This is a genomic window from uncultured Dialister sp., assembly GCF_900541605.1.
In the GTDB taxonomy this organism is placed as follows: domain Bacteria; phylum Bacillota; class Negativicutes; order Veillonellales; family Dialisteraceae; genus Dialister.
The window spans coordinates 1-13480 of the sequence record NZ_UQKJ01000052.1 but is presented as its reverse complement, the minus strand read 5'-3'; the positions used below and the strand labels follow the sequence as shown (position 1 = coordinate 13480).

The 13480-nt window shown below is 49.0% G+C and carries 14 protein-coding genes; 1 reads left to right on the top strand and 13 read right to left on the bottom strand.

Annotated features, from left to right (window positions below; all coding sequences use genetic code 11):
- Positions 1-203 precede the first annotated feature (203 nt).
- Entirely contained in the window at positions 204-1979 is a 1776-nt protein-coding gene (locus QZR21_RS05155; protein ID WP_296974111.1) for a tetratricopeptide repeat protein, read from the top strand.
- A gap of 171 nt (positions 1980-2150) precedes the next feature.
- On the opposite strand, the gene xseB is transcribed toward QZR21_RS05155, so the two are convergent.
- From xseB to QZR21_RS05090, 13 genes are all read right to left on the bottom strand, one after another.
- Positions 2151-2381: an exodeoxyribonuclease VII small subunit gene (gene xseB, locus QZR21_RS05150; RefSeq protein ID WP_296098565.1), complete on the bottom strand. Its 231-nt coding sequence runs from the start codon at positions 2379-2381 to the stop codon at positions 2151-2153.
- 2 nt (positions 2382-2383) lie between these two features.
- Positions 2384-3526, bottom strand: coding sequence for an exodeoxyribonuclease VII large subunit (gene xseA / locus QZR21_RS05145; RefSeq protein ID WP_296098566.1), 1143 nt, complete (start codon positions 3524-3526; stop codon positions 2384-2386).
- Positions 3527-3754: 228 nt separating this feature from the next.
- Positions 3755-4630, bottom strand: coding sequence for a Fic family protein (locus tag QZR21_RS05140; RefSeq protein WP_296098569.1), 876 nt, complete (start codon positions 4628-4630; stop codon positions 3755-3757).
- 309 nt (positions 4631-4939) lie between these two features.
- Positions 4940-5311 (bottom strand): 50S ribosomal protein L7/L12, encoded by a 372-nt coding sequence (gene rplL / locus QZR21_RS05135; RefSeq protein ID WP_008860358.1) that lies wholly within the window; start codon positions 5309-5311, stop codon positions 4940-4942.
- A gap of 37 nt (positions 5312-5348) precedes the next feature.
- Positions 5349-5897 (bottom strand): 50S ribosomal protein L10, encoded by a 549-nt coding sequence (gene rplJ / locus QZR21_RS05130; RefSeq protein WP_296098573.1) that lies wholly within the window; start codon positions 5895-5897, stop codon positions 5349-5351.
- 165 nt (positions 5898-6062) lie between these two features.
- Complete coding sequence (gene rplA / locus QZR21_RS05125; protein WP_296098576.1) at positions 6063-6767, bottom strand: 50S ribosomal protein L1; 705 nt, start codon at positions 6765-6767, stop codon at positions 6063-6065.
- 53 nt (positions 6768-6820) lie between these two features.
- Positions 6821-7246, bottom strand: a complete 426-nt coding sequence (rplK, locus tag QZR21_RS05120; protein WP_296098579.1) for a 50S ribosomal protein L11 — start codon at positions 7244-7246, stop codon at positions 6821-6823.
- Between the two features lie 105 nt (positions 7247-7351).
- Entirely contained in the window at positions 7352-7975 is a 624-nt protein-coding gene (nusG, locus tag QZR21_RS05115) for a transcription termination/antitermination protein NusG (RefSeq protein WP_296098583.1), read from the bottom strand.
- A gap of 13 nt (positions 7976-7988) precedes the next feature.
- Positions 7989-8234 (bottom strand): preprotein translocase subunit SecE, encoded by a 246-nt coding sequence (secE, locus tag QZR21_RS05110; protein ID WP_296098603.1) that lies wholly within the window; start codon positions 8232-8234, stop codon positions 7989-7991.
- A 28-nt stretch (positions 8235-8262) separates the two neighbouring features.
- Entirely contained in the window at positions 8263-8412 is a 150-nt protein-coding gene (rpmG, locus tag QZR21_RS05105) for a 50S ribosomal protein L33 (protein WP_296098586.1), read from the bottom strand.
- Between the two features lie 287 nt (positions 8413-8699).
- Positions 8700-10124 carry a radical SAM protein gene (locus tag QZR21_RS05100; protein ID WP_296974104.1) on the bottom strand — a complete coding sequence of 475 codons (1425 nt, stop codon included), beginning with the start codon at positions 10122-10124 and terminating at the stop codon, positions 8700-8702.
- An 815-nt stretch (positions 10125-10939) separates the two neighbouring features.
- On the bottom strand, positions 10940-11461 hold the full coding sequence (locus QZR21_RS05095) for a GNAT family N-acetyltransferase (RefSeq protein ID WP_296098591.1): 522 nt from the start codon (positions 11459-11461) through the stop codon (positions 10940-10942).
- A 523-nt stretch (positions 11462-11984) separates the two neighbouring features.
- On the bottom strand, positions 11985-13208 hold the full coding sequence (locus tag QZR21_RS05090) for a hypothetical protein (RefSeq protein ID WP_296098594.1): 1224 nt from the start codon (positions 13206-13208) through the stop codon (positions 11985-11987).
- Positions 13209-13480 lie beyond the last annotated feature (272 nt).

The following is a 13480-nucleotide window of genomic DNA, read 5'->3' as shown; positions in this document are numbered from 1 at the left end:
CTATATTTCCGTCAGTCATTCGTGCCGTAGGCTGACCAGCTTTCCTAGAAGCTAGAGGCTAGCAGCCAGAATCCCCGCACGAATGACTCTATCCATCAGCACCTCTTCAACAGCTCGTCACGCCCCAATTTAATCAATTAACCAGGTCTGCCATGATACAATGAAAGCAGAATCGTATTTTCATTTCTGCAACGGAGGACACCATGAACAGAATAACGCTCATCACACTGACTATGGCAATGACCGCATGGCTGGGTACGACCGCTGAAGGAACAGACAAAGCAATGCCTGCCAGTGCTGTGCCTTCATTATCGCAAAATGCATCTGCCATAAATATTCTATCTGATGGGAGCCCTGTTTTTGACGAACTGGTAAAAAAAGGAAAAGACTGCTCTGATCGGAAAGACTATGAAAAGGCTCTTTCTATTTATCGGTCTGCCCTCTCCCTGGCTCCGGCAGGGAAGAAAGGAGACCTCTATTGTCAGATCGGTTTTGTACAGAAAAAAATGCATCGATACGAAGAAGCCCGGATGGCCCTGGAAGAAGGGCTTCGCCTGTCTCCAAAGAACTGGAAAATCCTGTATGCCCTTGGAAACCTCTACAGCAATCCCTATTTCAACAGGCAGGATATAGCAGAAAAGTACTACACAATGGCTCTGGAAACTTCGGATAATAAACCGAAGGTCCTTGTTCCCTGGGGAGCCATGTATCTTACCAAGGGGAACGAGGAGAAGGCCATCGAGAAGCTATCCAAATCCATTTCCCTGGACCCTTCCTATGGCAAGGCCTATGTTCTCCGGGGCTCGGCCTATGGGCGATTAAAAAAATATAAAGAAGCCTTTGACGACTATGATGCTTTTCTTGCCGGTTCTCCGGAGAGAAAGGATCTTTCCCTGCTCTACGGAGTCCGGGGCACCACCTTGTTTTCTATGGGAAAATATGAGCAGGCAGCAGACGATTTTCTTCGTCTCCAAAAAGAGGAACCGGACCAGTTCTATCCCAATTCCATGGCCGGCCAATCCCTATACAAATGTAAACAGTATGAGAAAGCCATACCTTACCTGAAAAAGGCTGCAGAAATCAAGCCAAACGCTCCCATCATCTGGGATACATTGGGCATGGCCTACGATGGCATGAAGCAGCCCCGAAGTGCACAGGAAACATTGGAAAAAGCTGTCTCCCTGGGATCCGACAGTCCACTCACCTATCTCCAGTTGTCCCATTTCTACAGGAAAAGGAAAGACTATCCTGCTCTCGCCAGACTGGATACTGCATTTATTGAGAAGAATCCAAAGAGTTTCCTTTTCTACCAGGACCGTGCCTACGCCCTGGAAATCATGGGAAAATACGAGGAAGCTATTTCCGATTTCAACGCAGCCATCGATCTGGGTCTGGATATACCGGACATCCATCTGGAACGGGGCCTATGCTACCTGAAAATTGGAGACCCTGAGAAAGCACTGGCAGATTTCAAAGCGGCCGAAGAGCAGGTCCCCCAGGACCAGACGGCGCTTCTTCTCTCATCCGTTGCCCTGGGCCGTATGAAGGAATACGACAGGGCCCTTTCCCTGCTGGTTCCGGCAAGCCTCCTCCCCAATGGCCGCCCCAAAAATCGCATACTGAATACTATGGGCTCCCTATATGCTCTCAAGGGGGACTATGAAAGGGCCATCACGATTCTTACCGATGGCATCCGGCAATACCCCGCATATCCGGAAACCTACCGGAGTCGGGCCTGTGTCTATGAAAAGATGGGCCACCCGGACATGGCCATATCCGACATGAATGAATTCCTGAAACGGCAGCCCCAGAACATCAGGGGGCTCCAATACAGGGCAAAGCTTCTGGAAGAGACAGGAAAACATGATCTCGCTGAAAAGGACCGGCGGAAAGTGGCGGATCTGGAAAAGAAAAAGGTCCCCCAGGAGGATGACAAAGAAACGATGGACCTCTTGTATACAGCGGACCGAGAAAGATAAAAAAACGATGAACCATGAGCTATACAATGGTTCATCGCTTTTTATTCTGCGTCTTACAGACTGCCCGTTGGAAAAACGTATCTGTCTATGGACAGAATCATTCAGATAGGACAGCCATCGGCCCCAGCGGCGTAACTCCAACTACAGGAATGTAAATCGGAAGCCCCTTTCTCAGGCCTCGAAATTTTCCAGTTTGTACCCTTCCCCGTCTTCGTCGGCCACGATTTTCTTGACCTCTGCCTGGGCCATGTCCAGCTTCTTATTGCAAATACGGCTGATTTCCATGGCGCGGCTGTAGATTTTCAGTGCTTCATCCAGCGGGAGGTTTCCCTTTTCCAGAAGGCCAATCTGTTTCTGAAGTTCCGCCAGAGCCTGTTCAAATGAAATATTTTCTGTATCCATGGTTACACATCCTTCTTTTGAATATTCGATACGACAGATTCAATAACTCCGTCAGAGAGAATGGTCGAAATCCGATCCCCCTTCGCTGCGTCTCCTGCTTTCATAAGGGGTACGCCATCGCCCTTCGAGGTAATCGTATACCCCCGGGCAATGACAGAGAGTGGATTCAGGGCCTCCAGCTTCTGGGCAGAAAGCATGAAGAGATGCTTCTTCCCATCCACAATGGTCTCCATGGCATGGCTCGATTCCTGGACGAGACTATCCAGGGTCTGCATGCTCTCGGAAATACGGTTCATAAGAATGGTTTCCGCCTTATCCATCCAGGAGGCTATTCCCTGTTTATAAGCATCTACGTCGATTACCGCAATTTCCGCTGCCTGGGATGGTGTCGCTGCCCGACGGTCTGCCGCAAAATCACAGAGGGTCACATCAGTCTCATGGCCCACGGCACTGATGATGGGGATATGGGACGCTGCCACCGCCCGTACCACCGGCTCCTCATTGAAGGCCCAAAGGTCTTCCAGGGAGCCGCCGCCCCGGCCTACGATGAGAAGGTCTGCCAGATTCGTTTTATTAAAGAAAGCAATGGCCTTCACGATTTCCGGAGCCGCTTCCGTCCCCTGCACCTGCACGGGATAGAGAAGAATCCGGACCCCCGGATTCCGCCGCCGGGATACGGTAATGATATCATGCACCGCCGCGCCGGAAGGAGATGTCACCACGCCGATGGTCTTAGGAAGGAGCGGCAGAGGCTTCTTCCGCTGATTGTCAAAAAGTCCTTCCTTCTCCAGCTTTTCCTTCAGCTCTTCATAGGCCTGCATGAGACTGCCAATACCTTCAGGCCGCAGTGCCTGCACCTGGAACTGATAATTCCCATCCTTCTCATAGACGGAAATGGTACCATAGGCAAAGACCTTCTGACCGTCTTTGGGAAAGAAGGAAAGTTTGGCTGCATACCACCGAAACATGACGCACCGCAAAGCGGCATTCTCATCTTTCAGGGTAAAATAGCAGTGGCCGGACTTGTACCGTTTGAAATTAGAAATTTCACCGAGAATCACTATGTTATGCAGCTCCTGCCTGGATTCCAGCAGGCCCTTGATATAATGGTTCACTTCAGTGACAGAATAGGCATTCTTCTCCATAGAATCCCCCTTTCCCGGAGAAATAAAAGAATTACACTTTCCTGTAGTATAACACAATGGAATTATAGTTGAGATTTGAGGCCCTGCGACTTCACCGTAAAATAACTTCTGCCTTCCCTCTTTAGAGGAGAGTGGATTCGCCTGACGTGGTGGAGTCTCGGATGGTTGACTGCGAAGTGGTTCACCAGCTCAATGCCGGAGAAGCGCTGATGCGCCGCAGGCACTTCTTCACATGCCCTGTACCATATCCTCCGACATGTGGGCGGCGTTCAAAATACATTCGATGAAATACCGCACCCACACTTCATAGGCGCCGCTGTTTTCAACGGCCAGGAGATAGGCAAAGTAATAGTAACTCCGGTTCAGGAGCTGTACCGACAGAGGCAGGATAGGGGCCGGCAGGATTCCGGCTTCCTTAAGGCAGAGAAGAGTCAGAATCCTTCCCACCCGGCCATTCCCGTCCAGAAAAGGATGGATCATCTCAAACTGGTAGTGTACCAGTGCCGCCTTCACCAGGGGCTCCGTTCCCTCTTCCTCATTCATATAATGCTCCAGGGCAGAAAAGGCATTGGCCATGTCTTCCGGTGCCGGCGGCACAAAGGAGGCTCCCTTCGTCAGCGTGGCCCCCTCTTTTCCCAGCCAGACCGGGGAACGCCGGAACTCACCGGGGTTCTGTCGATAATGGGACCGGTCATGGAGAACCATATCATGAATTTCCTCCAGCAGCCGCCGGGAAAGAGGCAGTTCTTTCAATGCATCGAAACCATAGGGCAGAGCCCGCCTGAGCCAACCTTCATCAGCTTCGCTGTCTTCCGCCCCCGCCAGCTTCAGGGACGACGCCGCCTCCGCCTGCACCATTTCCTTTGCAAAGTTTTCTTTCTTTTCCTGCGAAAGGCCATCATAGCGGACAGCAAGAGCCGAAAGCACGGCCCGGGCATCGCCGATAAGGGCCGCCAGCTCCGCCGTATAGGCAATAGTCACATCCTGCAGGTTTACAGGCTGGAAAGCCTTATAGGGATAGGGGCCGGGAATGGTTTTTCGGTATCCCGCCCGCTTCGGGTCCGCCGGCGGCATACCGCCCGGTAAAAACGTCAGTTCAAACATGGTCGATATCCTTTCATATATAAAATCATCAGTTTCCCAGCATCACAAGAAACAGGTCACGTATTTATCCAGGGAAGCGCTGATTCATGGGTAGAGTCCAACTGCACAGGGATTCCAAGGTACAACATCATCAGGATCCTCCTTAGATTATAACTGCTTTAACCGGATTTTTTCACGAATTATCCCGTCATCTCCATCATACATTGTCTTTAGAAATGGCCATTTATGTTTTTAGGATTTTTTTAGGGAAAATAAAAATCGGACCCCCTACGGAGTCCGATTTTATCGTGCTTTTTAGAAGAGCCGCAATTATTTCAGTTCTACGGTTGCGCCAGCGTCTTCCAGCTTCTTCTTCATTTCTTCAGCTTCAGCTTTAGCTACGCCAGTTTTAACTTCTTTCGGAGCGCCATCAACGAGAGCTTTAGCGTCTTTCAGGCCAAGACCGGTGATTTCACGAACGGCTTTGATAACCTGGATCTTCTTTTCGCCGATTTCTTTCAGAACTACGTCGAATTCGGTCTTTTCTTCAGCTGCTGCAGCTGCGCCAGCTGCCGGAGCTGCTGCTACTGCTACAGGAGCTGCAGCGGAAACACCGAATTTGTCTTCGATGGCTTTAACCAGTTCGGAGAGTTCGAGAACGGACATATTGCTAATGGCTTCAAGGATTTCTTCGTTTGTCATTTGTTTTTCCTCCATGGAATAATTTTATGCGTATCGATTACGCAGTTTCTTTCTGTTTACGCAGTGCTTCGAGAGCATATGCGAGTTTGGTAATGTTGCCGTTAAGGGCACGTGCAAGTCCGGAAATCGGAGCCTGCAGGGTTGCAGCGACCATACCGAGAAGCTGTTCTCTGGATGGCAGGTCTGCCAGTGCTTTGACTTCGTCTTTGCCGATGACTTTGCCATCGAGGACGCCGCACTTTACGGTAACGGCTTCGCTCTTGGTTTCCTTCAGGAATTCCTTCAGTGCTGCTGCCGGTGCTACCGGATCATCTTTGCAGGTAGCAAGACCATTTGGTCCCTGGAGCAGATCGTCAAGACCGTTCAGGCCGAGTTCATCAGCTGCAATACGGGTCAGTGTATTCTTAATGACCTTGTATTCAACGCCGTGAGCCAGGAATTTACGACGCAGCAGTGTTGCGTCTTTTACTGTCAGTTTGTTGAATGTAACAAGGACAATGCCCTGGGAGGACAGTCTGTCTTTCATTTCTGCAACGACAGCTTCCTTTTCAGGACGAACCTTTACTTCATACTTTTCTTCGCTCATAAGTACACCTCCTCTGCTATGGATTTGTATTTATCACGTTAGCTAAAACGACCCCGCAGAACCTGCGAGGTCGTGTACTGGCTTTCCAGTACTCAGCCTCGGGAGGCGGGCCTTTGCCCTTTAAAAATAATTACCGCCGGTCTTCAGCTAAGTGTAAATAGTAAATTAGGCTTTCGGTGCTGCTACCTTTGTGGTGTCCAGGTGGATGCCAGGGCCCATGGTAGAGCTGATGGTGAGGCTCTTCATGTAAACACCTTTTACGGAAGCCGGACGGACTCTCAGAATGGTGTTATAAATAGCCAGGAGGTTCTGTTTCAGTTTGTCTTCGTCAAAGGATGCTTTGCCGATGATAACCTGTACATTGCCTGCTTTATCGGTACGGTACTGAACCTTGCCGCCTTTGATTTCGTTGACAGCCTTGGTAACGTCCATGGTTACGGTGCCAACCTTCGGGTTCGGCATGAGGCCTTTCGGTCCGAGGATACGGCCAAGACGGCCAACTACAGCCATCATGTCCGGTGTTGCTACGACGACGTCAAAGTCCATCCAGCCCTTCATAATCTTGTCGGCCAGTTCTTTGCCGCCTACGTAATCAGCGCCTGCTGCTTTTGCTTCGTCTTCTTTGTGGTCCTTAGCGAAAACGAGAACTTTCTTTGTTTTGCCGGTGCCTGCCGGAAGAACGGTAGCGCCGCGGAGCTGCTGGTCAGCGTATTTTGGGTTGATATTCAGGTTGAAAGCAACTTCGATGGTTTCATCGAATTTTGCGGATGCTGCTTCTTTTACCAGCTTTACAGCTTCGTCGATGTCATAGAGCTTATGACTGTCAACGATGGCTGCAGCTGCCTTCTGTTTCTTTGTCAGTTTTGCCATTGTTTCCTCCTATGTGGTCATTGGGGATTTACCCTGCCACGAACGGGTCAGTCTTAGTCTACAACTTCGATGCCCATAGAACGGGCTGTGCCTTCAACGAGACGCATTGCTGCTTCTACGTCGTTAGCGTTCAGGTCAGGCATCTTTGTTTCAGCGATTTCCTTGACCTGTGCTTTGGTGACTTTGCCAGCTTTCTTCTTGTTGGGTTCACCGGAAGCTTTTTCGATGCCTGCTGCCTTCTTCAGAAGAACGGCTGCCGGCGGAGTCTTACAAATGAATGTAAAGCTCCTATCTTCGAAAACGGTAATTTCTACAGGGATGATCAGGCCTGCCTGCTTTGCAGTGCGATCGTTGAAGTCTTTAACGAAGGCCATGATGTTTACGCCTGCCTGGCCAAGGGCCGGGCCTACTGGCGGTGCCGGGGTAGCTTTACCTGCGGGAACCTGCAGTTTTACGATTTTAGAAATTTTCTTTGCCATGTTGTTACACCTCCTATCCGTATTGGGAATGTGGTTGTTTCGGGCTGTAACGGGCCCTCCCACGGTGGGACGAGTCTAGTTCAAGGCAGTCCCACAAGAGTTTATTTAAGGAAGGGGTTCGAAGGAACCGGCTTCCAGCTCTATCGTTGTTGTTGTACCGAAGTTGCTGATGTCAGCCTTAATCTTGGTCTTATCATCAGAAACTTCGAGGACCACAGCGGTGCGGTCTTCAAAGACGCCCTTGGTGATCCTGATGCGGTCGCCCGGTTTTACATCGGTTTCCGCATTGGCGGTCTTTACGCCGCCGTTGATGATTCTTTCTGCTTCTTCATCAGAAAGGGGAATCGGCTTTGTGGTGGTTCCTACAAAGCCTGTGACACCCGGTGTGTTTCTTACGACATACCAGCTTCTGTCATTGACTTCCATCTTGATGAGAAGGTATCCGGGGAAAATTTTACGGGAGACAAGTTTTACCTTCCCGTCTTTTTCTTCTTCCGCTTCTTCCAGTGGGAGCAGAATTTCACGGATGGTATCATCCATTCCCATGGAATGGACTTTTCTTGTCAGCGTATCTTTGACCTTGTTTTCATATCCGGAATAGGTATGGATTACGTACCAGCGGATATCTTTCTTGGCGCCTTCGGTAGGTTCACCAATTTCGGTCGGAGCACTGACTTCACCCTGATTTTCTGCTTCTGCTTTCTTGTTTTCGACTTCTTTATCGGACATGGCTCTTCTCCTTTCAGCCCACGACGTGTACTAATAAATTAGAGAGGCCGCCGAATATGAAGTCAACTGCAACGATCAGGAATGAAACCACAATCACGGACACAATGACGGCAATGGTATACTGAATCATCTGGTGTTTGTCCGGCCAGATGACCTTCTTCATTTCCATCTTGGTTTCTTTGAAAAACCTGGTCCATGAGGCATTAGCTTCCTGTGCTTTCGCTACCTGTGTCTTAGTCTTACGCTTCGCCTTGGCCATGCTCACACCCCAGTTTCAATCACTCAAATTATTTTGTTTCTTTGTGCAGAGTGTGTTTGTGGCACCATTTGCAGTACTTCATCATTTCAAGACGTTCGGACGTATTCTTCTTATTCTTGTTTGTACGATAATTGCGGCGCTTGCATTCTGTGCATGCAAGAGTAATTCCTTCACGCATTCTTTACACCTCACTCAATCTTTCTCGGCCCGCGGCCAATTAACATGCTTAACTAGTATATCATAAGCACTATGCACAAGTCAACCGATTTCTCGAAACTTTGCATTTAAAAAAGCCGGGCCATCCCAGCGAGACTATTGTAGCACAGGATGACCGGCTTTGTAAATGGTTTTGTGAAATTATTTTGCTACTGACATTGAATGTACCCGGCGGGGCTTCCAACTCCCGGCCGCCAGCGGCTGGGAGCGGATGTCTATGGACCTGGAAATATCCACCTTCCGTTTCGGTCAGGCTCCTTTGGAAATATTCCTCTTCATCTCTTCCGGCGCTTTATGGTCTTCCATGACCTTCCGGTTCTTTATGGATTTCCACAGCTTGTCCGCCATAGGAGCCCACTGCCGTGCATAGGGCATGCACTTATCGCAGAGTTCATCGGCTGACTCCGGAGCCAGGAGATCCGTGGATTTGGCGCCGCACCGTTTCACCATGGCTGCCAGTTTAGGCGGATTTTCCAGCATGGGGCAGGGGCGGAGATGGTTCTTATTGAATGGCTGCCCTTTGGCGTATTCCTTGAACAGGGGCTGGGACAGGCAGGTAAGAAGATCATCTTTATTGATATTTGCGCTGGAGTAATGGATAAATACACAGGGCTCCACATCGCCGTTCGGATTGATATGGCAATAGTTCCGGCCGCCGGCTATGCAGCCGCCGATGTACTGGCCATCATTCTGGAAGTCCAGGGCCATGAAGGGTTTGCCCGTTTCCAGTTCCCGGATTTCACGAACCCTGTGAACCATATAGGCCCGCTGCTCCCTGGTAGGCAGAAGATCCAGGGATGCACCCTTACCCACAGGCATGTAATGGAAGTACCAGGTGTACCAGGCGCCCTTACTGATGAGCATGTCAATGAAGTCATCGGAGGTGACTGTTTCAATGTTCTTCCGGGTATAGCATATGGATGTACCATAGACGATACCATATTTATGGAGCAGGTCCATGGCATGCATCACTTTGTCAAAGTGGCCCTTACCACGGCGGCTGTTGTTTACTTCTCTCCAGCCTTCAATGGAGATGGAGAAGGACAGGTTCCCAACTTCACAGACCTTCCTGCAGAAATCGTCATCAATGAGAGTACCATTGGTAAATGCATGGAACTCGCAGTCCGGATGGGCCTTGCAGAGCTTCAGGATATCCGCTTTTCGTACGAGCGGTTCCCCGCCGGTCATCATGTAGAAATGGATGCCCAGTGCTTTACCCTGGGTGACAATCTTATTCATCACATCGTAGGACAGGTTCAGGGTGTGGCCGTATTCAGCGGCCCAGCATCCGATGCAGTGGCAGTTACAGGCACTGGTTGGATCAAAAAGGATGACCCAGGGAATATTGATACCATACTTCTCCCTGTTTTCCCACCGTTTCTTATTACCATAGAAGGCAGCCTCGAAGCCCAGGTCCATGACTGCGGTCTTGATGATGTGGGGATTCAGGGTATCCAGTGCCCGGTTCAGATATTTCCACCATTTATGGTTGTTCATGAGGAGCTCCCTCACACTGTCAAAGGTGGAGGATTCAAACATATTCCCATAGACCTTCTGGATCATATAGGAAAGGCGAATCAGGGATTTTCTTCTTTCCTCTTCATCCTTGATCGAAATAATATGGTCTACCAGCTTACTGACAGCTGCTTTCTGTACTGCATGTGTTAATTCCATAATAAAGACCTCCATTACGGAAGCAAGGGCCATTCTTTACTCATTGCGTCCATGAACCCAGGCTTTCCCAACTCATACGGGACATAGTCCTGACTCTGTGTCGGAGGAAAAGCTTCATTCCACGATTTTAGGGGAAATCGGTACTTCCTTATCGGGGGAAGCACTCATTCAATCGTTGTCAGAGTAGTGCAAAAAATCCTTATGAAATCTGACTCTGCGAATGAATCAGGGCTCCCGAGATCACAGATACTCCTTTCATACTGATTGTCAGTATCCTAATCTCTCAGAAAAACATGCGCCTCCTTCTGCAGGAGCCGTGCCTGTTCTTTGACTATGTACCGGGCCCGGTTCCTTTTAGCACTCACACTCCCTTTCTGCTAATAATTATAGCTCTCTTCAGTTCATAATGAAACCATAATACATTCCTAACATTTCGTTTTGTTTTCAGACCTGCTTTCCTGCTATTCAGGTCTATCATTCTCAATAAAGCCGACAGGTCTCCTCTCATTTTCTCAATTCAGCTTTATATTCATGAGTCAAACGTTGTTTATTAATCTCTTTTGCTCATTATATAGCCATTATAAAATTTTAAAATAAGGGGTAATAGAAAAAATAAAGAGACCCCACGGATAGGATACCGAAGGGTATAGAAAATCCATAAGTTTCTCCAGTAGTTTTCCGTCCACAGAGAATAATAAAAGGAGGGCCCAGGCAGGAGATCATTCTCCTGTCTGAGCCCTCCTTACATAGCAACAGGGTCCCTGATAGTGTAATGTCCAAGCTCATATGGCAGCATTTTTCTGAAGCTGCGGTCTTTACAGATTCAGCTCAAACATTTTATACTCCGTCCATCCCGTATCGGGATAGTACATCTTTCTGGCCGCCACAAAGGAAAAGCCCGCTGACCGGTATAGAGCTTCCGCCTGCCTATTGGTTCCCAGAATATCCAGCCGAACAGCCTTTTTACCTTCTGCCCTGGCTTCGTCCAGCACATGCCCCACCAGCCGCCTGCCAATGCCCCGGTTCTGCACTCTGGGGCTGACCGCCAGCCCGTGGGGGACCAGAATATCGTGGGAAGCAAAATCTCTGGACCAGGGGAGCCCTTTATATCCTTCGTTGGAATCACTGTTCAAAATAACTGTGCCCAGAATAACCCCATTCTCCCGCAGACTGTAGAGTTCCCCTTTTTTCAGGCTTTCTATAAGAAAATCGTCACTGGGATAGATTCCCTTCTTCCACCCGATCCGGTCATTTACCGATGCCATGTCATCGATGAGGCGCCAGTAAAAATCCCGGATTTCCGGAAATGCTTTCTCCGATTCTCTCTGCCATATCATAGATGCTGCCCCTTTCTGTCTGTATAGATCAGTCATATAAGGGATTGTATCATCGCAGCGGTGCCTACTGCAAGAGTAGAAAACAGGCATCTGATGGCAGGAAATCTCATGGCAGATATGGGCTATAAGGATTGGGTTGAAAGGTTTGAAGCAGTCTGTCCACCCCTTTCAGCCTCACCAGCCACCCCTATAACCGGAACCAGTAAAGAGCAACGGCCCTTTCCCGATAACCCATCCTCCACCTTTGGCGCGCTCCTTCTCCAGGAGCTGCATGTTAACAGTTCGTCTGACATACAGCTCCAGAAAAGCCATATTGGGATTAGGATTTAAATTGACTACAGTCACCAGTGCTGCTAACCGGTACCCCCCTCTCACTTCGCCCGCACCACCCCCGCAGGAAGCGACTCACGACAATTTGTGCGTCGCTATCGCTCCTTCGAATTGTGTTCACTGCCACCTCAAGGGGGACCGGATTCGCAGGGACCCCAGACAGGCAGCCTCCTTTCCCAAAGAGCAATAGCTTTCAGAACTCTTTGAGCTCCTCAAGGAGTGAGGTACGCCTTGGATATGTTTTCCTGTATTTTTCAGCGAGCTGTGCCGCTGTTTCCGGTCCATGGGGATAGGTCAGCATCTTTTTCAGGATTCTTTTCACCTTCCTGTAGCCCCTTCTATCACGGGCATCTTCCATGGCAGCATCCGCATGATAGACATAGATGGCCAGAGAGCGATCGGGATACAGTTCTTTCAGAAGTTTTTCATAATTTCCGAAGTCATGCATATTTTCCGCCGCTTCCATGAGGTAGTCATACTGTTTTTCCCTGGCAAAGAAAGGCATGGCATCCCAATTTCCCCGCAGGTTTTTCAGGAGCGTTTCCCGTTTTCCTGCCCATTCCTCATCGGTAAACCGGCTGCGGTATTCCTTATAAATTTCCTCCCGCCCCGGATGCTCATAAAACATGGTCTCCAGCAAGTCAAAGTATTTTTCTGTCATACCTTTACTGAGATAAATTTCCTTCAGCCGTTCTTCGTAGGCCAGAGTATTTCTGCTCCAATCGGACATGCCTGGAAGAGCCTCCTGCAGGAGCTTCATTTCCCGGTCCGTTTCTCCCCGTTCCCTGTAGATTTTCAGCATCTGCTCTGTATGGTCGTCCCCATAGCTGGCCGCATACTTTTCCACTTCTTCTATAGGTGCCCCTTCATCAGCAAGAATCTGCAACAGATAGTTTTTGCATTTTTCTACTTCAAATTTTTTATAAGGGTCTTCCTGCATGGCTTCTTCCAGCCCCGGCAGTTTCGCTTCTATGAATTTTCTCTTCTTTGCCAGCATGGATGGTTTCCTGAAATGGCCAATGACAAAATGATATACATCATCTTCCATGTAATCCACGATCCGGCCATCCAGGCGTTTAAGAATGAAATCAAGCATTTTGGTTTCATCTTTTTCATCGGGAATGCATCCACAGATATTTTCCCATATGCCCAGTATCTGATACACGAAACCCCTGGTTTGCCCGCTTTCCTGCATGTTCGTCTTCGACCATTTGATATACGTGGCAAAGGTAAAATTAAAAAGGTCCCACCACTGATCAGGAAGAGAAAAATCCTGCAAAGCGCTGTCCAATAATTCATCTATATCATGGACCAGATATCCCATGTGCCGCCAGTCAACGAAATTATAGTGAGCGGCCCGGGAAAAAGCAGCCCGCATCTTTTTTTTATATTCTCGAAGTTTCTCCGAATCTGCCATACAGATGACCTCCTTCCATTTTATATTCATTTTACAAAAAGAAAGAACGCAAAGCAATGGGAGACCCATTGGCCGTCTTTACCACTGAAAATAGCGGCAAATCCCGGTCATATGCCATGCTCCCTACGCTGGAAGGATTCTCTTTAACTCTCAGTTCTATGTTCTACCGAAATAAAAAAGACTCCCATAGGGGAGTCTTTTTTATTTCGGTAGAACCGATTATTTTACAATCTTAGCTACAACGCCTGCGCCTACGGTACGGCCGCCTTCAC

Bases quoted from the DNA above. Each gene is read 5' to 3' on its own strand.
- QZR21_RS05155 (WP_296974111.1), top strand. From the start codon at position 204: ATGAACAGAATAACGCTCATCACACTGACTATGGCAATGACCGCATGG.
- xseB (WP_296098565.1), bottom strand. From the start codon at position 2,381: ATGGATACAGAAAATATTTCATTTGAACAGGCTCTGGCGGAACTTCAG.
- xseA (WP_296098566.1), bottom strand. From the start codon at position 3,526: ATGGAGAAGAATGCCTATTCTGTCACTGAAGTGAACCATTATATCAAG.
- QZR21_RS05140 (WP_296098569.1), bottom strand. From the start codon at position 4,630: ATGTTTGAACTGACGTTTTTACCGGGCGGTATGCCGCCGGCGGACCCG.
- rplL (WP_008860358.1), bottom strand. From the start codon at position 5,311: ATGACAAACGAAGAAATCCTTGAAGCCATTAGCAATATGTCCGTTCTC.
- rplJ (WP_296098573.1), bottom strand. From the start codon at position 5,897: ATGAGCGAAGAAAAGTATGAAGTAAAGGTTCGTCCTGAAAAGGAAGCT.
- rplA (WP_296098576.1), bottom strand. From the start codon at position 6,767: ATGGCAAAACTGACAAAGAAACAGAAGGCAGCTGCAGCCATCGTTGAC.
- rplK (WP_296098579.1), bottom strand. From the start codon at position 7,246: ATGGCAAAGAAAATTTCTAAAATCGTAAAACTGCAGGTTCCCGCAGGT.
- nusG (WP_296098583.1), bottom strand. From the start codon at position 7,975: ATGTCCGATAAAGAAGTCGAAAACAAGAAAGCAGAAGCAGAAAATCAG.
- secE (WP_296098603.1), bottom strand. From the start codon at position 8,234: ATGGCCAAGGCGAAGCGTAAGACTAAGACACAGGTAGCGAAAGCACAG.
- rpmG (WP_296098586.1), bottom strand. From the start codon at position 8,412: ATGCGTGAAGGAATTACTCTTGCATGCACAGAATGCAAGCGCCGCAAT.
- QZR21_RS05100 (WP_296974104.1), bottom strand. From the start codon at position 10,124: ATGGAATTAACACATGCAGTACAGAAAGCAGCTGTCAGTAAGCTGGTA.
- QZR21_RS05095 (WP_296098591.1), bottom strand. From the start codon at position 11,461: ATGATATGGCAGAGAGAATCGGAGAAAGCATTTCCGGAAATCCGGGAT.
- QZR21_RS05090 (WP_296098594.1), bottom strand. From the start codon at position 13,208: ATGGCAGATTCGGAGAAACTTCGAGAATATAAAAAAAAGATGCGGGCT.